The sequence below is a fragment of the Bradyrhizobium sp. USDA 4501 genome (genome assembly GCF_054062115.1).
In genome coordinates, this window is the sequence record NZ_JBSSEX010000001.1 from 5,951,199 (window position 1) to 5,972,476 (window position 21,278).

At 60.6% G+C, this 21,278-nt stretch carries 17 protein-coding genes and 1 pseudogene; 16 read left to right on the top strand and 2 right to left on the bottom strand.

Annotation, left to right across the window (positions count from 1 at the left end):
* Window positions 1-106 precede the first annotated feature (106 nt).
* The 11 genes and pseudogenes from ACVWZM_RS27445 (at window position 107) to ACVWZM_RS27495 (ending at window position 11,222) form a co-directional block, all read left to right on the top strand.
* Window positions 107-964, top strand: a complete 858-nt coding sequence (locus ACVWZM_RS27445; RefSeq protein ID WP_253626111.1) for an alpha/beta fold hydrolase — start codon at window positions 107-109, stop codon at window positions 962-964.
* A gap of 44 nt (window positions 965-1,008) precedes the next feature.
* Window positions 1,009-2,214, top strand: coding sequence for an NAD(P)/FAD-dependent oxidoreductase (locus ACVWZM_RS27450; RefSeq protein WP_253625473.1), 1,206 nt, complete (start codon window positions 1,009-1,011; stop codon window positions 2,212-2,214).
* An 85-nt stretch (window positions 2,215-2,299) separates the two neighbouring features.
* A complete protein-coding gene (locus ACVWZM_RS27455; RefSeq protein ID WP_456855339.1) occupies window positions 2,300-3,247 on the top strand; it encodes an MBL fold metallo-hydrolase in 948 nt (315 codons plus the stop codon).
* Between the two features lie 86 nt (window positions 3,248-3,333).
* Complete coding sequence (locus ACVWZM_RS27460; protein WP_076826973.1) at window positions 3,334-4,125, top strand: acetoacetate decarboxylase; 792 nt, start codon at window positions 3,334-3,336, stop codon at window positions 4,123-4,125.
* A gap of 33 nt (window positions 4,126-4,158) precedes the next feature.
* Window positions 4,159-5,334: a DUF3734 domain-containing protein gene (locus tag ACVWZM_RS27465; protein ID WP_456855340.1), complete on the top strand. Its 1,176-nt coding sequence runs from the start codon at window positions 4,159-4,161 to the stop codon at window positions 5,332-5,334.
* 42 nt (window positions 5,335-5,376) lie between these two features.
* Entirely contained in the window at window positions 5,377-6,159 is a 783-nt protein-coding gene (locus tag ACVWZM_RS27470) for a 3-hydroxybutyrate dehydrogenase (protein ID WP_456855341.1), read from the top strand.
* A 21-nt stretch (window positions 6,160-6,180) separates the two neighbouring features.
* On the top strand, window positions 6,181-6,930 hold the full coding sequence (locus ACVWZM_RS27475; RefSeq protein ID WP_076826845.1) for an SDR family NAD(P)-dependent oxidoreductase: 750 nt from the start codon (window positions 6,181-6,183) through the stop codon (window positions 6,928-6,930).
* 110 nt (window positions 6,931-7,040) lie between these two features.
* Window positions 7,041-8,456 (top strand): annotated as a pseudogene (locus ACVWZM_RS27480) (GAF domain-containing sensor histidine kinase); the annotation flags it as partial.
* 2 nt (window positions 8,457-8,458) lie between these two features.
* Window positions 8,459-8,848, top strand: a complete 390-nt coding sequence (locus tag ACVWZM_RS27485) for a response regulator (RefSeq protein WP_076826847.1) — start codon at window positions 8,459-8,461, stop codon at window positions 8,846-8,848.
* Window positions 8,845-10,095 carry an adenylate/guanylate cyclase domain-containing protein gene (locus tag ACVWZM_RS27490; RefSeq protein WP_076826849.1) on the top strand — a complete coding sequence of 417 codons (1,251 nt, stop codon included), beginning with the start codon at window positions 8,845-8,847 and terminating at the stop codon, window positions 10,093-10,095. The genes ACVWZM_RS27485 and ACVWZM_RS27490 overlap by 4 nt, the downstream gene beginning before the upstream one ends.
* 101 nt (window positions 10,096-10,196) lie before the next feature.
* Entirely contained in the window at window positions 10,197-11,222 is a 1,026-nt protein-coding gene (locus tag ACVWZM_RS27495; RefSeq protein ID WP_076826850.1) for a mechanosensitive ion channel family protein, read from the top strand.
* Window positions 11,223-11,423: 201 nt separating this feature from the next.
* Here ACVWZM_RS27495 and ACVWZM_RS27500 read toward each other — a convergent pair whose 3' ends face one another.
* Window positions 11,424-12,338 carry a LysR family transcriptional regulator gene (locus tag ACVWZM_RS27500; protein ID WP_076826976.1) on the bottom strand — a complete coding sequence of 305 codons (915 nt, stop codon included), beginning with the start codon at window positions 12,336-12,338 and terminating at the stop codon, window positions 11,424-11,426.
* A gap of 360 nt (window positions 12,339-12,698) precedes the next feature.
* On the opposite strand from ACVWZM_RS27500, the gene ACVWZM_RS27505 reads away from it, so the two are divergent.
* From ACVWZM_RS27505 to ACVWZM_RS27525, 5 genes are all read left to right on the top strand, one after another.
* Window positions 12,699-13,277 (top strand): flavin reductase family protein, encoded by a 579-nt coding sequence (locus ACVWZM_RS27505; RefSeq protein WP_158074181.1) that lies wholly within the window; start codon window positions 12,699-12,701, stop codon window positions 13,275-13,277.
* Window positions 13,274-13,678: a nuclear transport factor 2 family protein gene (locus ACVWZM_RS27510; protein WP_076826854.1), complete on the top strand. Its 405-nt coding sequence runs from the start codon at window positions 13,274-13,276 to the stop codon at window positions 13,676-13,678. The genes ACVWZM_RS27505 and ACVWZM_RS27510 overlap by 4 nt, the downstream gene beginning before the upstream one ends.
* 12 nt (window positions 13,679-13,690) lie before the next feature.
* Window positions 13,691-15,271: a 4-hydroxyphenylacetate 3-hydroxylase family protein gene (locus ACVWZM_RS27515; RefSeq protein WP_076826856.1), complete on the top strand. Its 1,581-nt coding sequence runs from the start codon at window positions 13,691-13,693 to the stop codon at window positions 15,269-15,271.
* A gap of 225 nt (window positions 15,272-15,496) precedes the next feature.
* Window positions 15,497-16,564 (top strand): maleylacetate reductase, encoded by a 1,068-nt coding sequence (locus ACVWZM_RS27520; RefSeq protein WP_076826858.1) that lies wholly within the window; start codon window positions 15,497-15,499, stop codon window positions 16,562-16,564.
* Between the two features lie 52 nt (window positions 16,565-16,616).
* Window positions 16,617-17,540 (top strand): intradiol ring-cleavage dioxygenase, encoded by a 924-nt coding sequence (locus ACVWZM_RS27525; protein WP_076826860.1) that lies wholly within the window; start codon window positions 16,617-16,619, stop codon window positions 17,538-17,540.
* Between the two features lie 669 nt (window positions 17,541-18,209).
* On the opposite strand, the gene ACVWZM_RS27530 is transcribed toward ACVWZM_RS27525, so the two are convergent.
* The gene (locus ACVWZM_RS27530; RefSeq protein WP_456855342.1) at window positions 18,210-21,269 is read right to left on the bottom strand and encodes an NAD(P)-binding protein; all 3,060 of its coding nucleotides are present in this window, start codon (window positions 21,267-21,269) and stop codon (window positions 18,210-18,212) included.
* Between the last annotated feature and the right edge of the window lie 9 nt (window positions 21,270-21,278).

Genomic DNA, 21,278 nt, shown 5'->3' on the forward strand with positions numbered 1-21,278 from the left:
CGGCCTCGCCACGTCGCGTCGAAACTTGCTGGCGAGCACGCTCATTTGCGCGACATCGCTGACCGTTCGCCCGTCTTCGGCGATTGGCAAGGAAAGGGACCATTCGATGTCGGCCACACAAGGAAGCGATCCCGCGACTTCTGTGACGACCAAGGACGGCGTGCAGATATTCTACAAGGATTGGGGGTCGAAGTCCGCCCAGCCGATCGTCTTTCATCACGGTTGGCCGCTCAGTTCCGACGATTGGGACGCGCAGATGTTGTTCTTCGTCGGCAAGGGCTATCGAGTCATTGCGCATGACCGGCGAGGTCATGGCCGCTCGAGTCAAGTGAGCGATGGCCATGACATGGACCACTACGCAGCCGACGTTGCGACTGTCGTTGACCATCTCGCTCTTCGCAATGCCATTCACGTTGGTCATTCCACGGGCGGCGGCGAAGCAGCGCGCTACGTCGCACGCCACGGCAGGAGCCGGGTGGCCAAACTGGTCCTGATCGGGGCCGTGCCTCCCTTGATGTTGAAGACGGAAGCCAATCCGGCGGGCGTGCCCATTGAGGTGCTTGACGGATTGCGCAAGCAGCTCGCAGCGAACAGGGCACAGTTCTATCTCGAATTCGCGAGTGGCCCGTTCTATGGCTACAATCGCCCAGGTGCACAGGCGTCCCCGGCGGTGATCTGGAATTGGTGGCGCCAAGCAATGATGGGTAACGCCAAGGCACAATACGATGGCGTCAAAGCCTTCTCGGAAACCGACTTCACCGAGGATCTGAAGAACATCGACGTCCCCACGCTCGTCCTGCATGGCGGCGACGATCAGATCGTGCCCGTTGGCGATTCTGCAACCTTGTCGGCGAAGCTTCTGAAACGAAGCACTTTGAAAATCTACGACCTGCTACCGCACGGTCTGTGTACGACGCATCCCGATATCATCAACGCAGACTTGCTGAAATTCGTGAGCGCCTAACCCGGTGCCTTCATCGAAGAGAGTCAAACCCAAGGAGTAATCAAATGCGACTAGTCATCATTGGCGCCGGATTCGCCGGCATGTATGCCGCTCTCTCTGCGGCCCGGCTGCGCGACATCCAGGGCGTTTCGCCCGAGGCGTTCGAAATTGCGTTGGTTTCACCGGAGCCGACGCTGGTGATTCGACCGCGGCTCTATGAGCCGAAACCGGAGACCCTGACAGCTTCGCTCCTGGATGTGCTGAAGGCCGTTGACGTTGCCTATGTGAAAGGCAGCGCCGAGTCGATCGATACCAAGTCTCAAGTGGTAGACATCGTTGCGGCCAAGGGTGCGAAGCAGAGACTCACCTATGACCGATTGATTGTCGCAGCTGGTAGCCGGCTGTTCCGTCCCAGTATTTCCGGGCTCGCTGAACACGGTTTCAGCGTCGACCAGCTCGACGACGCGATCGCCCTCGACCGGCATTTGCATCATTTGGTGGGGTGGCCGGTATCACGGATGCGCGACACGGTTGTCGTGGCCGGCGGCGGATTCACTGGCATCGAAGTCGCGACAGAAATGCCCGCACGGCTTCGTGAGATCCTCGGCAAGGATGCCAAGCCGCGTGTCATCATCGTCGAACGAAACAGTGCGATCGCCCCCGACATGGGCGAAGGTCCTCGTCCTATCATCGAAGCCGCGCTCCGCAAGTTGGGGGTCGAGACCCGGCTCGGCGTTGGCGTTACCTCGCTCGACAAGTCCGGCGTCACGCTTTCCAGCGGCGAGCATATTGATAGCGGTACCGTGATCTGGGCGGCCGGCATGCGTGCCGCTCCGCTAACCGCGCAGATTCCCGCTGAGCGCGACAACTTTGGGCGCCTGCTCGTCGATCCCGACTTGCGCGTGCTGTCGGTGCCTGGGGTCTTTGCGACCGGCGATGCGGCGAGGGCGGCATGTGACGGGGTTGGCAACTACGCGCTGATGTCCTGCCAACACGCCACGCGGATGGGCGCCTTCGCCGGCAACAATGCGGCCGCCGAGCTGCTCAGCGTCCCTACCAAACCGTACCGCCAGAAGGCTTACGTCACTTGTCTCGACTTAGGAGAAGCCGGTGCGCTCTTCACGCGCGGCTGGGAGCGCAAGGTCGAGATGGTTGGCGACGAAGCCAAGAAGACCAAGAAGGAGATTAATACCGTCTGGATCTATCCGCCGCGGGCCGAGCGTGCCGCTGCTCTTGCTTCCGCTGATCCGGAGCGTGTCACTGATCTCTAAACACCTCACGAGCATTGACCGCGCTTTCTGCGCGAAAGCACGAGCCGCTCAGGATCGAGCGCTGAAGTTCTCGAAGATAGATCGGATGATTCGCAATACTCAACAGGAGACAACCATGAACTTAGACACTGCCGCACGCTCCGTTAGATCGAAGCCCGACGAATTGGTACCATCGCGCTACGCGCTGAAAATCGGCGACATCGATGTTATGGTGATCAGCGACGGCGTGCTGCCGCTGCCGTCCAAAATGCTGGCGCACAACGCCGACCCGGCCGTCCGCGCCGCCTGGCTGGACGACATGTTCCTGCCGCCGGACGCGTTCGACTGGGCACTGAACGTGGTCGTGGTACGCAGCGGCGCGCAGACCATCTTGATCGACGCGGGTCTCGGACTGGACCCGGATCTGCACCTGCCGCGGGCCGGGCAGTTGGTCAAGCGACTGGAAGCCGCCGGCATCGACCTGGCATCCGTGACCGACGTGGTGCTGACCCACATGCACATGGACCATGTCGGCGGCTTGCTGGTCGAGGGCGTGAAGGACCGGCTGCGTCCGGACCTGCGGATCCACGTGGCGGCCGCGGAGGTCAAATTCTGGGAGGCGCCCGATTTCTCCCGCGTCTCCATGCCGCCGGGATTCCCGGACGCGCTTCGGGCCACCGCCAAGCGGTTCGCGAACGAGTACCACAACCAGCTGCGGACGTTCGAAGATGAGCACGAAGTTGCGCCGGGCGTCGTAGTCCGCCGCACCGGTGGCCACACTCCCGGACACAGCGTGGTTCGCGTGGCATCCGGCGGCGACCGGCTGACATTCGCTGGCGACCTCGTCTTCACCGTCGGGTTCGAGCACCCGGATTGGCACAACGGCTTCGAGCACGATCCCGAGGAAGCCGCTCGCGTCCGGATCGAACTTTTGCGCGAACTGGCGGCGAACCGCGAACTGCTGGTGGCCACGCACATGCCGTTCCCGTCGGTCGGTCATGTTGCGGTCGCAGGCGACGCGTTTCGTTGGGTGCCGGCCTTCTGGGACTACTGACCGATTGTTGGCTCAAATCCGAACCAGGGGCGGGCGTTGACAAGCGGCGACCGCGCCCGCCACTGACAAGCTTGGAGCTTACCACCGTGAAACACGAGACCGTGCGCGCATCGTCGTTCGCGATGCCGCTGAGCAGTCCGGCCTTTCCTCCCGGTCCTTACCGCTTCGTCGACCGCGAATATTTCATCATCCAGTACCGCACCGATCCCGACGCGCTGCGCCGCGTGGTGCCGGAGCCGCTGGAGATCACCGAACCAGTAGTGAACTACGAGTTCATTCGCATGCCGGATTCCACCGGCTTCGGCGACTACACCGAGAGCGGCCAGGTCATTCCCGTATCCTACAGGGGCCAGCTGGGCGGCTTCACCCATCAGATGTTCCTGAACGACCATCCGCCGATTGCGGGCGGGCGCGAGCTATGGGGGTTTCCCAAGAAATTGGCGCAACCGAAGCTCGAGGTCGAAATCGATACGCTGGTTGGCACTTTGAACTATGGCTCAATCCGCATTGCGACCGGCACCATGGGCTACAAGCACCGGTCGCTCGATACGGCGGCGGAAGCCCGCAAGCTCGCAGCCCCCAATTTCCTGCTCAAGATCATTCCGCATGTCGATGGTTCGCCGCGCATCTGCGAGCTGGTGCGTTTCCACCTAAAGGACATCACCGTGAAGGGTGCTTGGACCGGCCCCGCTGCCCTGGATCTGTACTCGCATGCCCTGGCACCCGTCGCCGAGTTGCCGGTGCTGCAGGTGCTGTCGGCCAAGCACCTCGTCGTGGACCTGACGCTCGGGCTAGGCGGCGTGGTCCATGACTATCTTGCCACCGACCAGAGCCGCGGCTCGGTCTCGGACGTCTTGATCGAAGCAAATGCCGGCTGACCGAGATCAGCCCTACATCCGGAGCTCCAGAAAATGCTGAACGTCATGCGCGGGGATATCGATCCGGCGCCGCAAGCGGCCAAGCCATTGCCATATGATGTCGTGGCCTTGGTGCTGCAGGGTGGCGGCGCGCTTGGTGCATATCAAGCCGGCGTTTACGAAGGCCTGCACGAAGCCGGCATACGGCCGAACTGGTTGGCTGGCATTTCGATCGGCGCGCTGAACGCCGCCATTATTGCCGGCTCGCCCGAGGCCGAGCGGATCGAACGGCTACGCAAGTTCTGGGAGAGCATCTGCGCGGCGGCGGTGGAATGGCCGGTCGGCGAAGGGCTTGCCAATGCGATGCCGTTCGCCTTCGATCTCCGCTCAGCGCACAATGCCCTGGCGGCGCTCAGGGCCCTCTTGCAGGGGCAACCCGGCTTTTTCAAGCCACGCTTCCCGCCACCGTTCCTGTCGCCCTTCTCGGGCAACGCGGCGACGAGTTTCTACGATACCTCACCATTGCAGCAGACGTTGGAGCGGCTTGTCAACTTTGATCGGCTGAACGCCGGGCAGGTGCGCGTCAGCATTGGCGCGGTCAACGTCCGTACGGGCAACCTGACCTATTTCGACACGGCTGAACGCCGGCTCGGACCGCAGCATTTCATGGCATCCGGTGCCCTGCCGCCGGGCTTCCCTGCGGTCGAGGTCGACGGCGAGCACTATTGGGACGGCGGCGTCGTTTCGAACACGCCTCTATCCCGAGTGCTGTCGAGCGAGCCGCGCGACACGCTGACCTTCCAGGTCGATCTTTGGTCGGCACGGGGCCGTGTGCCGAATGACTTGATGGAGGTGTCGAGCCGCCAGAAGGACATTCAGTATTCCAGCCGCACACGCGCCATCACGGACCAGGCGCTACGGATGCAGAAGATGCGTCAGGCGCTGCAGCGAATGCTCGAAATGTTACCGGATGGCGCGAAGCAGGATCCGGAAATCCGCGCCATCGCGGACATGGCTCGCCATCGCTCCTGCAACATCATCCATCTGATCTACCAGTCCAAGATCTACGAGCGCCATTCAAAGGATTGCGAATTCGGATTGAATGCGATGCGGGCGCATTGGCAGAGCGGTCTGGAGGATATCCGCCGTACATTGGCCGATCCGCGGCGGCTCGACCCGCCTGCTCCCGAGCTCGGCATTGTCACGCACGATATCCACCGCCGTGACTGATCTCGCGGCAAATCTAATCCCAAACCATCGAAAGGAAGTCCCATGTTGAAGGGCAGGGTAGCCGTCGTCACCGGATCGACCAGCGGTATTGGGCTCGGTATCGCTAAGGAGTTGGCTAAGCTCCGGGCAGACATCGTTTTGAATGGCTTTGGCGATGCCAGCGAAATCGAGGCGATCCGAGGCGGCATCGAACGCGAGCATGGTGTGCGCGCCGTTTACGATGGCGCCGATATGTCGAAGGAGGAGGCCGTGCGCGGATTGATCGCAGCGACGGTCGAGAAATTCGGCCGGCTCGACATCCTCGTCAACAATGCCGGCATCCAATTCACTGCGCCGGTCGAAGAGTTCCCAGCCAACAGGTGGAACGCGATCCTGGCGATCAATCTGTCGGCCGCCTTCCACGGCATTGCGACGGCGGTCCCGCAGATGAAGAAGCAGTGCTGGGGGCGGATCGTCAACATTGCCTCCGCGCACGGCCTCGTCGCTTCGACGCATAAGGCAGCCTACGTCGCGGCCAAGCACGGACTGGTCGGCTTGACCAAAGTAGTCGGCCTGGAGACTGCCGGGAGCGGGGTCACATGCAATGCAGTCTGTCCGGGCTGGGTGCGAACGCCCCTCGTCGACAAGCAGATCGACGACATCGCTGTGCAAAGAGGGGTCAGCCGGACGGAAGCGGCCAGGACACTCCTGGCGGAGAAGCAGCCGTCCCTCGAATTTGTTTCTCCGGCGCAGCTTGGCGGCACTGTCGCTTTCCTATGTTCGTCCGCCGCCGACCAGATCACCGGAACCGCGATCTCGGTTGATGGCGGTTGGACCGCCCAGTAACCGCAAAGGAACGCGATCAACATGCATAGCGAAGAAAAGGTCATTGTCCTGACCGGCGGCACCTCAGGGATCGGGCGAGCGGCGGCAATCCGCCTTGCCAACCAGGGCGACAAGGTGCTCGTGACCGGCCGCCGGGCGGGTCCTCTGGACGAAACGATCGCCGAGCATCCGAACATCGCGGGTATCGTTGCGGATGCGGCCTCGATCGATGATGCCAGGCGCACAATTGCCAAGGCGATGGATCTCTGGGGCAGAATAGACGCCTTGGTCAACAACGCCGGCGCGGGCGCAATCCTTCCATTGGCCGATACCACGGCCGATCGGATCATGGATATCTTCTCGGTTAATGTGCTCGGTCCTAGCCTGCTTGCCTCCGCTGCCCTTCCGCACCTGAAGACGAGGTGCGGCACCATCATCAACGTGTCGAGCACCTTTGGTCACCGACCCGCGGCCGGACTGTCTCATTATGCTGCGAGCAAGGCCGCGCTGGAGCACCTGACCCGTTGTTGGGCGCTGGAGCTTGCGCCATTCGGCATACGGGTGAACGCTGTCGCCGCTGGGCCAACGGAATCCGGCGCCCTCACCGGCATGATGGGACTGACCCAGGAACAGGCCGCCGCGGTCAAGGAACAGGAGCGTGCGCGCATCCCGCTCGCGCGGCGCGGCGTTCCGGACGATGTCGCAGAATGGATTGTCCGGCTTGCCGGCTCAGCCTCGGAATGGATGACCGGCCAGGTGGTTGCCATCGACGGCGGCCTCGGGTTGGCCTAGTCGCAATCGGGGTGTGGGCGCTGAATCCGGAAGTGATGATCAGCACAATGGATGCCGACCTGAGGAACAGGGTCGATGAGCTCGAACAACGACTGCAGAGCGGAGTAGCCGAGAATGCCCGCCTGCAGGGCGAACTCGCGATCGCGTTGGAGCGGCAGTCCGTCACGGCAGGAATCCTCAATGTCATCGCCAGTTCGCCAACTGACGTGCAGCCGGTATTCGACGTCATCTCCGAAAGCGCGAGGCGATTGCTTGCCGGCCAAACGGCGCTCGTGACACGTGTCGTCGGCGACATGCTTCATCTGGCGGCATGCACGGCAGGAAGCGTGGCCGGTGATGAGGAGATCCGAATCTCATTTCCCGCGCCGCTCACGTCCTCCGGGATCCACAGCCGGGTCGCACTCACGTCGACGATTGCATTTCGCTCCGATATCGAGACCGAACCGGGTGTGCATCCGGCGATCAGGAGTATGGCACGCGCGAGGGGATATCGAAGCATTGTGGTCGTGCCCATGCTCCGAAAAGGCGTGGCGATCGGTACGATCGGCGTTTCGCGCGTCGAACCCGGAACCTTCACTGGTAGCCAGATCAACCTTCTCAAGACGTTCGCCGATCAGGCCGTGATCGCGATCGAGAACGCACGGTTATTCGAAGAAGTAGAGGCCCGCACGAAGGAGCTCGCTAGATCCCTCGACGATCTACGCGCGGCCCAGGACCGCCTGGTGCAGACCGAAAAGCTCATATCGCTCGGTCAGCTCACTGCTGGCATTGCGCACGAGATCAAGAACCCGCTCAACTTCGTCAATAATTTTGCCACGCTCTCGGTCGAACTGACCGGCGAGTTGAACGAGCTCCTCACTCCGGCCATGCTCCCGGACGACATCCGCGGCGAAGTGGATGAACTGAGTGAGCTGCTAACGGACAACCTTCAGAAGATCGTGCAGCACGGCAAGCGCGCCGACTCCATCGTCAAGAACATGCTCCTGCATTCGCGTGGTGGCGGCGGCGAGCACCGGCCTGCCGACGTCAATGCGCTCGTCGAAGAGAGCCTCAATCTTGCCTATCATGGCGCGCGCACCGAGAGACCGCAGTTCAACGTCACCCTCAGGCGCGAGTTCGATCCGAACACCGGGATCGCCGACGTGTTCCCGCAGGAGATCACGCGGGTGCTGCTGAACGTCATCTCCAATGGCTTCTATGCCGTGGCGAAGCGCTGTGAGCGCGGTGATCCCGGATTTGAACCCGCGCTCAGCGCCGTCACGCATGATCGCGGCGAATACGTCGAAATCCGCATCCGCGACAATGGCGTCGGTATTCCGCCCGAGGTGAAGGAGAAGATGTTCAATCCGTTCTTCACGACCAAGCCGCCGGGCGAGGGAACGGGCCTCGGACTTTCCATGAGCCACGACATCATCGTGAAGCAACATGGCGGCAGGATCGATGTCGAGACTGAGCCCGGCGAATTCACCGAGTTCACCATCCTGCTGCCGCGCAACATCGGTCTTTCTCACAGTATCGGGGGCTGACTATGACTGTATCGGTTCTTGTGGTGGATGACGAACCCGATCTGGAGGTTCTGTTTCGCCAGCAATTTCGACGCGAGCTTCGCGCCCGGCGCTTTGTGATGGACTTTGCCGGATCGGCAGCGCAGGCCCTGAACCGCATTTCCGATACCGGCGAGCAAACGCTGATCCTCATCCTCTCCGACATCAATATGCCCGGAATGAGCGGGCTGGAGATGCTGCCGGAGCTTCGCGCTCGGCGGCCCGACGTTCCGGTGATCATGATCACGGCGTACGGGGATGCCGAAACGCGCAAGACGGCACTTGAACGGGGGGCACACGCCCTGTTGACCAAGCCGATCGACTTCGGCCAGGTCCGCCAGGCGATCCAGGCGAGACTGGAACAGCCCGCATGACCTCCACCGTTCTTGTAGTCGATGACGAGCCGGATCTGGAGGTGCTCGTCCTCCGGAGGTTTCGCCGGCAGATTCGCGAACGGCAGTTAAGCTTCGTGTTCGCGCGTGACGGTCTTGAAGCGCTGCAATCGATCGAGCAGCATCCGCATGTCGATCTCGTGGTCTTGGACATCAACATGCCGCGCATGGACGGCCTTTCCCTGTTGGCGAAACTGCAGGAGCGAGAGGACAAGAAGGTGGCGATTGTCGTGTCGGCCTACGGCGATATGAGCAACATACGTACCGCAATGAATCGCGGCGCGTTCGACTTCCTGACCAAGCCCATCGATTTCGCCGACCTGGAATCCACGATCCAGAAGACCATCCGTCACATCGAGGTCTTGCGCGAAGCACGCCGGCGACAGGCGGACGCGGAGCGGGCTCATGCGTCGCTGTCGAGATATTTCTCGCCTGAGCTCGCCAAGCGCCTTGCTGCTGTAGATGGCGACGATGGAATGCAGGTCCACTGGCGCGACATTGCAGTGATTTTCACCGATATTACAGGGTTTACGTCACTCGTCGAGACGGCCGATTCGAATGTGCTGAGAGATCTGCTCAACGAATATGTCGGTGGACTGACGGAGGTCGTCTTCGCCTATGAAGGGACGGTGGCGAAGGTGATCGGTGACGCCATTCAGGTACTGTTCAATGCACCCGGCGACCAGATCGATTACCCCGCCCGCGCGATCGCCTGCGCGCAGGCGCTCGATCGATGGGCCGAAACATTTCGGGAGCGCTGGAAACAGAGGGGCGTTGACTTCGGTGTCACGCGGATAGGCGTCCACGCCGGACCTGCGCTGGTCGGCAATTTCGGCGGCGGCCGTTACTTTGACTACACAGCCTACGGGGACACAGTTAACACTGCCGCCAGACTGGAGGCGGCGAACAAGACATTGGGCACACGGATCTGCGTCAGCGACTCGATCGCATGTAAGGTTCGGGAGTTCAGAGGGCGGCCGATCGGCGACCTTGTTCTGCGGGGACGAAGTGAGGCGCTACGCGCCCACGAGCCCTTGTCAGCTGCGGAGAGTTATGGGTTGGCCGCGACACAGTACGCGACTGCCTTTAACAAGTTGGAGGCAGATGACACTGACGTGGTGCCAGCCTTCGCAGCACTGGTCGGTCTCAACGCCGCCGACCCGCTGGCGAATTTTCATCTGAAGCGGCTCCTCAACGGGGCCAAGGGTGTTCGAATGCATGTGGGGTAATTGGGCACACCTCCAGGGCGTGGGCTCATTGATGCGTAGCTTCACCTGAGCGTAGGGCCCTTCCGTCGGTGGCAACCGACCGCTATTGCTGAATCCCAATCATGTTAAACGAAGATCATATGATGCCGCTTGTTCTGACCAACATCCTCGGAATTGCCGGTATCGTCGTTTGGCATCTTCAGGGGAGCAACCGTCCGACCGGCCGACTGATCGCCCAGATCCTGTTCTTTATCGGCATGAGTTTTACGCTCTATCTGGGCGGCATCGCTCCGCATCGCGTCGATGGCGCCCAGTTGCGGGGTCTCGGCGCGTTGCTCTCCATATCGGCCAGGATCCTGTGGTGGACCCATCTCGCATGGGCCATCATTGGCCTAGTCCACATCTATATGTTGCTCAATCGTCGGCCACGGGAAGCGCACCTGATCCAGGACATGGCCGTTGGTGTCATCTATCTCGGTGTGGTGCTGTCGATCATTGGTTTTGTGTTCGGTGTCCCGGTTGGTACGCTGGTCGCGACCTCAGGCGTCGTCGCGATCATTTTCGGCCTTGCGCTGCAAAATACCCTTGGCGATGTCTTCTCAGGGATCGCGCTGACGCTGGGGAGGGCCTATGCCATAGGCGACTGGATCCAATTGAAGGATGGCACGGAAGGCCGCGTCGTTGAGACCAACTGGCGCTCGACCAATCTGCTTACCGGAGGGTACAATGTCGTCGTTGTGCCGAACAGCATCCTGGCAAGACAGGGTGTTACCAATCTCAGCCGCCCCGATGAGACGCACCAGATCACGTTGACCGTACGCATTGCCACCACGACGCCAAACTTCGTCGAGCAAGTCATGCGGTCCGTACTGGATGCCAGCACGCGGATCGTCCAGGACCCGTCGCCGATTGTCGCCCTGAATTCGATTGACGCCGCCGCGATTGAAGTCGAGTTGTTATTCCGTGTGGAGAGTCCCGCCGGCTGGACGGCGGCCCGCAACGAAGTCATCGACCTCCTTTACAGCCAATGCAAAGCAAACGGTCTATCTTTGGCCGCGCCGGCCGAAAGCCTTGTCTTCGACTCGGCCGCGATCAGCGGCGAACATTCTGCCAGGGCAATCGAAGCGCATTCATCCCGCGCGGGTTAAGGTTCACGCAAAGGTATCCTTCCAGAGCGCCGCAGGTGTTTCCTTTGAAAGGAACGAGATCGGACAGCGTGACGCTGCGCGGTTTCTCGCGCCAAGCGTCGTCGGCCTCCCACATGATCTGTGCGACAGCGCCCCTAGTACCCCAACGCGTGGACATGGAGCTTGAGGTTGCCGTCCTCCCGGTTGCCGATGTCGATCGCGCTAAGCGATTTCGGCGGCTACAAGGCGTAGTCGATTGCGCAGCCAGGCGTGTGCGGGGTCGTTGTTATGTCGAGGATGCCAATACATCGCTTCGTGAATGTCGGGCAAGGCAATGGGGGGCTCGAATAGTTTGAGCCTCGGGCAGGAATGCAGCGCCCGGACCTCGCGCTCCAGCACGAGACTGATGAGCGGGGTACCCTCGATGAGAAACGGAACCAGCAGGAAGCTTTCGACCGTGACGTGAATGCGCCGCTGGATACCCATCTCGGCAAGGCGCTGGTCGGCCAAGTTTAGCTGCCGGTCCATACCGATGCCATAGACGAGATGCGGCAGTTCCAGGAACTGTTCGTGGGTCAAGCAATCCTTCGCGATGTGCGGATGTTGGGCGTCGGCGGCACATAGCCAGCGGTCGCTAAGTAGAGGCGTCGACGGGAATCCGGCGTCGCCAAACAGTTCGCTGGGCTCGATCACGAGGTCGGCCTGGCCGCTCTGCAACATGCGCCCCGGGTCGCGGGCGCGCGGCAGGAGGTGAACGGTCACGTTGGGTGCTTCGGTGGTGAGCGCACGCACCAGCGGCGTCAACAATACCAGGACGGCGTAGTCCGAAGCACTTATCGAAAAGCTACGCGAATTTTCGGCAGGATCGAAATGCGCCTTCTTTGAAAGCGTCTGCTCGATGCGCTCCAGCGTCTCCCGCACCGGAACGATGAGCTCTTCTGCGTTTCGCGTCAGCTCCAACCCTCGACCGAAGCGAACCAGAAGCGGATCGTCGAACAACTCGCGGAGACGCGACAGAGCCGCACTCATCGCAGATTGCGTAAGGCCAATGCGCTCGCCGGCGCGACTGACGTTTCGTTCCGTCAGCAGTGCATCGAGCACGACTAGGAGATTGAGGTCGACGCTGCGAAGGTTCAAAGCCCTGCTCCCGTTGACCGGCAAGTGGCACGATGCAGGAGTGTGCACGTTCCGACCGAACAAAATCAACCTGATTTGATGGTTTCGGGAGCCCGCGGCCGGGGAAAGATCGGGTCATAATATCCATACGATCGATGTTAGACATCCATTGCATCGATAGTGGGGCGCGGCGCCGGGTTTGCTGATCGCCACAGTCCGATCGCCTGCAAAACGCAGCATTCGCGTAAATATTTGAAATCACAAATATCGATTGGACGCCTTGTAATTCTCCCGAATAGCCTCGTGACGTTGCCAACATGTCGCGCACTTTCCTCCAAGCGGGGCAGGAAATAGCGCGAGGCTGCGATGGGAGGCTATACGATGAGACATCGTTTGGAGATGGGCGTTAGTGCGCGCGCTGCGCTTTGGGATCTCGCTTCCGGTCCGCGACCCGATGCTTTCCGCACGGTGATGCGTCGGATCGTGGGAGGCGTCGCCGTTGTTGGCACGCTTCGGGAAGAACGGCCGTGGGGAATGACGGTGAGCGCGTACACGCCCGTCTGCATGGAGCCACCGACCCTTCTGGTCTGCATCAACGCGAAGACGGTCACGGCCGCGGACATCGAGAGAGACCGGAAGTTCTCGCTCAATCTGCTCAGTGAAGCTCAAGCCGGACTCTCTCAACGTTGCGCACAGCCCGGTGCTTCGAAGTACCTCGACGGCTATGTCGTGCCCGCGGACGAGCTTCCCGTCCCATCTTTTACACCCGTGCTGCGTGAGGCGATCGCAACGTTCGATTGCGACGCCTCCGAAATCCGACGGATAGGGACCCATGTCGTCGTGATCGGTGCGATCCGCACGATCTTGGCGCCTACGTCGCTTCGTCCCCTGCTGTACGGGCAGGGCCGTTACTTGAAGACAGTCGCGTTGGACCTCGCATCCGCAGGGGCGTCTGCATGAGTATCGAGAAGGTCGTCGAACGATTCTACGAAGCCCACAACGCCCGCGATGCCGCAGCGGTCGCGGCTCTTTATGCGCCCGACGCCAGTCACGAGGAGATTGCGCAACGCAAGGTCAAACAAGGTCCGAAGGAAATAGCGACGGGCCTGGAGCGCTTCTTCGGCTGGTTTCCCGACGCTTCCTGGACACCGGAACGGCGTGCCGTCGGTGCGAACGGTGTCGCCATGATGAGCTACCTCCTGAAGGCGACGCTCAAGAGCCAGATGGGACCGATCGCGCCGCGCGAGCAGGCGATTTCACTTCGCGGCGTGCATTTGTTGGTAATCCGCGACGGCCTCATTCACCGGAGCGAGGACTACTGGGATGCAGATACTTTTCAACGTCAACTCAACCATGTCTAACGGAGAATAGAAATGAGAAGCGGGAAGGAATACCTGGAGTCGCTCCGCGACGGCCGGAAAGTCTATGTCGGAGGCGAACTGATCGAGGACGTCACGACTCACCCTGCGACTAAGGGCTATGCCCAAGCCATCGCCGGATATTACGATCTCCACCTCGATCCGAAGAACCAGGAAATTGCGACCTTCATCGACAAGCACGGTAACCGCCAGTCGATGCATTGGTTCCTACCGCGCAGCAAAGAGGACGTCGTCAAGCGCCGGCAATACTGCGACTTCCTCTGCCGCCATTTCAAGGGCGGCATCTTCACCAGGCCGCCTGCCGGCATGAACGTCGTGATGTTTACCCAGGTGGACGATCAGAAGCCCTGGTCGGAAAACTCCCGCTTCTCCGGAAAGAAGCGCGATCTCTCCGGCAACATCCAACGGCAGTGGGAAGAAGTGACTTCGCAGGATCTGGCCATCTCGCCGATGTTCCTCGACGTGCAGTTCGATCGCGGCCGCGAAAATGCGATGGCCGAGACGCCGATGCTCAAGATCATCGAAGAGCGCGATGACGGCATTCTGGTGCGAGGCTGGAAGGCGATCGGCACCTCCGTTCCGTTCGTCAACCACCTCCTCATTGGAAACCTCTGGCGCCCCGGTCAGACGCCCGAGCAGACCGTTTACGCGCTGGTACCGATCGCCACGAAGGGCATCTCGGTCGTCGCCCGTAAATCGAACGCTCAGCCAGATGCCGATCCGTACGATCGTCCCTTGGCCACGATCGGAGACGAATTGGATGCGATGGTGTACTTCGACGATGTCCTGATTCCCTGGGACCGCGTCCAACACGTCGGTAATCCCGATCATGCCAAGTGGTATCCGCAGCGGCAGTTCGACTGGGTGCATCTCGAGACTCAGATCCGGCATTGCGTCCACGCCGAACTGATGGTTGGTCTCGCGCTGCTCCTAACGCAATCGCTGGGTACCAGCACCAATCCGGTCGTACAGGCCCAGCTCGCTGAACTCATCCGCTTCCGCGAGACGTGCCGTGCATTCATGATCGCCGCCGAAGAAACCGGCTTCGCGACACCCGGCGGTCTTTTCAAGCCGAACAACATCTACATCGACTTCGGCCGTGCCTATTATCTTGAAAATCAGAACAAGATGGTCAACTTGCTCATCGATTTCTGCGGCCGCGGCGTCGTGATCCAACCGTCGAGAAAAGAGCTGGAGGACCCCTACATCGGTCCGAAGCTTTCCGAGGCTTTGCGCGGTGCCGAGATCAGCGCGTACGACCGCATCAAGATCTTCCGTCAGATCAGCGAGCGGTTCCTGACCGAATGGGGCAACAGGCACGAGATGTTTGAGAAGTTCAATGGAACGCCGCTCTACCTCATCAATCTGCTCACGATGCAGCGTACGGAGTACCAGGTAGACGGTCCATTGACCGAGTTGGCTCGGCAGGTTCTCGGCTTCGGCGATACGGCAGAACTCGGCAAGCGAGCTGCAGAGGCACAGAAGAACTCGCACTACGCCAATGTGCGCTTCCAACCCGAATACGTCAAGGCGCAGGACCAGCGCGACGGTTATATGTCGACGGCCGCCGAGTAGAAAACATCCTGAAGAGCTCGGGCGAAAGCCCGAGCGTCGAGGGCTCTCTTCAGTGAGAGGCCGGCAGGTGGCAGCGCTCCGCCATCGACCAACCCCTCACATTTCGGACTTGAATCTACTCGATACGGATTTGCAAGGCGCCGCGGCAACCGCTGCGATGCCCTCGAACTTGAGCGACCCACGGATCGGGCTGCCAACCTACGCTCTCATAAGAACAGTGCTGGCATGATCGGATCATTCACGTACGAAAGTCTTCCGTGTCGCGTTGTCTTCGGCAGTGGCACGCTGGGTACCGTCAACGCCGAGGTCAGACGCCTCGGTGGCAAACGAGCTCTGGTGTTGACCAGTTCGCAACAAATGACGCAGGGCGTCTCGCTCGCGGACGAGCTTGGGTCGCTCTGTGCCGGCATATTCTCCGACGCCACGATGCATACGCCGGTCGAGGTGACAGAGCGGGCATTGACCGCGCTGAGGACGTGCCAGGCGGACTGTGTCATTTCGCTCGGCGGCGGATCGACCATCGGCCTCGGCAAGGCGTTAGCGTTGCGCACCGGCGTCAATCAGCTCTGCATTCCCACCACTTATGCGGGCTCCGAAATGACTCCGATTCTCGGAGAAACCCGCGATGGACGGAAGACAGCCCTACGCAGTGCGGCCGTGCTGCCGGAAACGGTTGTCTACGACGTCGACCTGACGATGACCTTACCTGCTAAGCTTGCCGCGACTTCGGGCATCAATGCGATCGCCCATGCCGCGGAGGCGCTCTATGCTCAAGAGGCCAATCCCGTGATCTCGCTGATGGCGGAAGAGGGCATCCGTGCCCTTGCACATGCGCTGCCCGTGATTGCCGTCACAAGCGACGATCACGACGCGCGCACCGAAGCACTCTACGGCGCATGGTTTTGCGGGGTTTGTCTCGGTACCGTCGGAATGGCACTGCATCACAAGCTTTGTCACGTGCTCGGTGGTCGGTTCGATCTTCCGCATTCGGAAATGCACGCCATCGTTCTCCCGCATGCGCTGGCCTATAATGCGGCGGCAGCCCCCGACGCCGCGGCTCGCATCGCCAAGGCAGTAGACGCGAACAACGCAGCCGCCGGGTTATTCGATCTAAGCCGGCGACTAGGCACGAAGCGCGGGTTGCGCGAGATCGGTATGCCGGAAGATGGTATCGACCGTGCGGCGGACCTTGCGATAGTCGACGCCTATTGGAATCCCCGTTCTCTCGAGCGCGACGCAATCCGAGACCTTATCGCCCGCGCTTGGGCAGGCGAACCGCCTGCCGTACCTTAGGAGACGATGCTCTCTTCCGCCAAACAAAGCGAACTCAACCCACGGAGTGATAATGCGCAACTTCAACGAAGATACGATCACTGATGCGGTGCTTGAGCGACTGCAGGGCGCAACGAATGCCCGCATTCGAGAGATCAGCGAGGCCCTGGTGCGACATCTCCATGCGTTTGTACGCGAGGTGCGTCCCACCCAAAAGGAATGGGAATACGGCATCGACTTCCTCACGAGGACCGGTCAAATGTGCGACGACAAACGCCAGGAGTTCATTCTGCTCTCGGATACTCTGGGCGTCTCGATGCTGGTCGACGCGATCAATGTTTCTTCGGTGCCCGGCGCGACGGAAAGCACGGTGCTCGGCCCGTTCTTCGTTCAGGACGCTCCAGAAGGGAAATTGGGGGAGGACATCTCCAACGGCGTCGAAGGCGATCCGCTTTTCGTCACGGGCTCGGTCTCGACCGTCGACGGTCTCCCCCTTGCCGGCGCATCGGTCGATGTCTGGCATTCCGACGACGATGGTAATTACGACGTGCAGCAACTCGGTGAGATCGGGGGGCTGGCGATGAGGGCCCGCTTCCGCACCGACGCCAGTGGTCGATTTAATTTTTGGTCGATCAAGCCGGCAGCCTATCCGATACCGCACGACGGCCCAGTCGGCGAAATGCTAAAGGCACAGGGCCGGCATCCTTGGCGGCCGGCACACGTGCATTTCATGATTTCCGCCCCGGGCTTCGAGCAATTAGTGACGCACATCTTCGTCGCAGGCGACCAGTACCTCGATTCCGATGTCGTCTTCGGCGTGAAGGACGATCTGGTCCGGGAATTCGTGCTTCGTAACCCCAGCGACGAAGGCGACGGTCGGGCCACCAATAGAAAGTACTACTACCTAAACCACAATTTCGGTCTGAAGAGGGCTGCGAAAAGCTCACAATCCTTGGAGTCAACGAAGGTCTCGAGAGTTCCCGGCGCACAAACCTGAGTGCGTTCGCCGCTCAGCTCTCTCGACCGTAGCGTCGAGCAGCTACTCACTAGTGTTGGGCTGCCAAGATGAGCATAGGCGCCACGCAGGGCTCAGCGCGCCCGGCGAGACTGGCGGTCCATCGTCCGATCCCTGTTGCCGGCACGCGTGGCCCATTCCGACAAAGCAAAATTATCTAATGATCTCAATAGCCCGAAAGGCTGCAAAATATCGGAATAGCACCAGAAAACATTGCCGAGATTCGAAGACTTCCAATCTGAATGGAGACCGGCTTCTCGATCATCTTAGCGCGATAGGAGGTCGCGTCGAGGCGGCTTTAGGCGAAAGATTTCAGAAGGTACCGTAGGTTTTCTGGCTGTGCGGAAAGGCGGTAGCGCTCCCCCGCTACCATGCGGCATTCGTCATAACGTCGCGGTTCACCGCCTTATCCAGCCTCCAAAGGGATGGTGCCTTCCACGCGGTCCGCCAACTCGGGGGCCAGCTCGCTCTGCGGCCACGGCACGAGTAACGAGGGAAAGGCTGCCTGGCGTTCAGCTGTCGGGTCGGGGGCGCTGCATCATCATGGTCGACTCTCGCCGTTTTGATGGCGGTCGTCATTCTAAGACCTTCGTACAAGTGCGGTGTCTTGGCGACCATTGAGCGAATTAGTGGCGCCAAGCTTTCCGGCCGTCAGCGTCGTACCAAGATACGGCCCAGCAATGCCGTGCTGTACTCGCCGGTGGCCCTCGCCAGATTTCTTGCGCTCGAACTCGGCTGCCCGGCCGGAAAGTTGAAGGGCAGGCTGAGCGTCCAAGGCGCGATGAACCGGAATCCCCAAGAGTCGTCCTTTTGCGGTGGCTTTGAGATCGGTGCGAGTTCGATCTCCTCTGCCTTATGGGCGAAAGGCGAGGATAGCGCGATCTTGCCCTTGATGGGTTGAACGACCGCACCGCCAAGACCGTATTTCAGCATCGAGTAGATGAAATTGCCATCCGGCTGGACGCCGACCAGAGGCTGATCCAGTTTGTCGCGGAGTTGCTTGATGACGAGATAGCTGTCGATGCCACCGGGCACGCCGTCGCGCTCGAACCAGGTTCTTATGGTGCCGGATGAGCTTCGCATGGAGAAGGAGTCATTATCATCCTGGATTCGTGCGACCTGTTTGTTGAAGCCGTAAAAATTCTGACCGATCAACGTGGCTGCCAGCGAGCTCACGAACAAATGCGGCATGTAGCTGAACAGGACGTTCTGCAATGAAGGTGCGTTCTTATGGACAACGTCGGGAATCAGCTGGGCGATTTCGAGGTAGTGCGCGCCGCCGAAGGGTAGTGGTCCCGGACGCACGTTGCGTTGCCGGGCAAAGATCAGGACGACATGATGCGGTGGCTCGGGAATAATCTCCGGTGTCTTTTCCGTCTTGCCCTCTGCATCGGACGACGTGCCGTGATGCGCTGTCTTGATCGTGCTGTGGGGCGCTGGAGGTTCGAGGAGTGTCAGCCCATCGGGTAGCATCTTCTCGAGTTCGCAGCGCGGCCGTTGTTGGACGACGCAAAACGCCTCGATTTCGCCGGTACCGGCGACGGCGTTAGTGGCAAGCTTGCGCAACAGGTCCAATGCCGGCAACAAGGCGGTTGGCAGCGAAACGTCGTTGAAGTCGTTGGCGTTTGGCATGGCAATATCTACTCCTGCAATTGCGGCTGCCGCGGCGCGGCCCGCCATGACCGATGCTTCAATACAACCCGCATTAATACCGGTACGAACCCAGTCGCCGGCGAGAAAGAGATTGTCGACCCCCGACTTGCCGGCCTCCATGCGTTTGAACACGCTGCCGGGAACCGATAGCACATATCGGTCCGAGGGATTGATGTTCACCCTCGGATATTGCGCGAAGAACCGCCTTCGAGTCGGGGGGGAATAAGCACGATAGTCGAAGAATCGCTCCCAACGAATGGCATGGCCGGGGCCTTCAATTCCGGGCCATAGGAAGTGAAGGTTGCTCTCGACCCAGTGCAGCATCCTTCGCCTTTGCCGCGCGAGCATCCTGGCCGGATAACTGTGTTTGCAGAACGGGGGCGGCGGATGCAGGGGATCGTCGACCAGGGAGCCAACGAAATATGCCAACCCCTTGGGAGGCGATTGAGGCCATTTTTCCAGTGGCAACATCAGGCTGAGGTCGGCCCAGGTATCGAGCGGCAATACGAATCCCGAAAGAGCCGTTCGATCCTGCTTGCAACCGAGCTCTCGCATGCCGACGCTTGTCCATGCCTGAAAGGCTACCGTCGCCGTCGTCTTGATGGCATCGACCATCTCTCGCCAGCCGGGCGTGTGGCAGATCAGGTCGCTGCATATCGTGCAAAATGCGCCGATGCCGATGCCGAGCACGACATCGTCGAAATCCCTCCCTCGCCGCAGCTTTCGGGGAGGGGCGACGCCGGGCCACTTCGTCCACGCCGATTCCAGGTCTATTCTTTGGTCCCGCAGATCCTGTCCTTGGACCAGCTGACAGTAGTCTGGATGGGAAGGCCAGCTCGGGATTGTGCCGTCTGCGCCGATCCAGATCAGCGGATCGTAAGAATTGCCGGAGTGGGTGGTCGCCTGCACGGTGGTGTCGATGAACTCGATCGAAGCTTTGTCTTGAGACAGTCCGATGTGCTCGACCTTGGTAAAGAATTCGAATTTGACATGGCGTTTCGTGAGGACCTGGTAGAGCGGAGCGAACAGCAGCTCGCCCATGGTCGCCTTGAGAAGGTAGAAGAACGACCCGCGATATGTGAAGAGCAGCTTCAACAGGATGCGGGTGCCGGTGCCTGCCGCCACGTTCCTGCAGGGAATGACATTCCCGTATTCATGCGTGTGGCGGCTACCGAAGAACCCGAACACATAATCATAGCAGCCACGGATAATGGCGGAATCCAGCGTCGAATCCGAGCAACCGTTCGACCTCATCCAATCGGTCCACTCCTGATGGTCGATGCAGTCGAAGCCCTGCCACAGCACGCCGTCGCTCAACATGCCGATCGCGATCGTCAGAGCGACCTCCGCCACGATCTCGCGCGGGTCGCGAGACATCGCAGCTGATGGCGGCTTGTCGCAGAGCTGAGTCCGCGCATGCCTTAGTATCGTCTGTAGTTCGGCGGCGTCACTCGGGCTGACCGCCCTGGGATCCTGCGGCAGGATATCGATCTTCGCCCGCGCCGTTCTGAACGGACCGTCGGTTGTTCCGGCCGCCACGGCGGAGTGCTGGGTCCCCGCCGGCCATTGGTCGGTGAAACCAGCGATCGACTGGCTCTGCTGCACCGAGCATTCGAGCAGGGAGCGCAGAAAATCGACGAGCGAGACTGCGGGACGCGGTGTGCCGGGAATACCTTCATGGGGTGGAATGTCGATAGTCCATGAAGTCCAACCGGAATTGAACGGCTCCATGAGCACGGATCGATCGAGGCCCTCGAAGGCGTTCTCGCGTGATCCGAACGGCGGGCTGAGATCGAGATCGTTCATCGCGGCATAAAGCCGGTCGACCAGTTCGAATGCGTTATCGTAGAAACCGGTCCAGACATGAAGTCCGTGTTCTTCGGCGCGATATCCTTTTTCCTTGTCGCGGCCGACCGCTCCCTTGCCGCCAAGGCGCCAGCCGATCGTGTAGACGGTGATGTCGAACAGCTGATGCTGCGGATCCTGTTCCGTCAGCTCGAACGCCGCGCTGAGCGCCGCGACACCGCCTCCCAGGATTGCAATCTTTCTGAGCGCCATGCGGCCGAT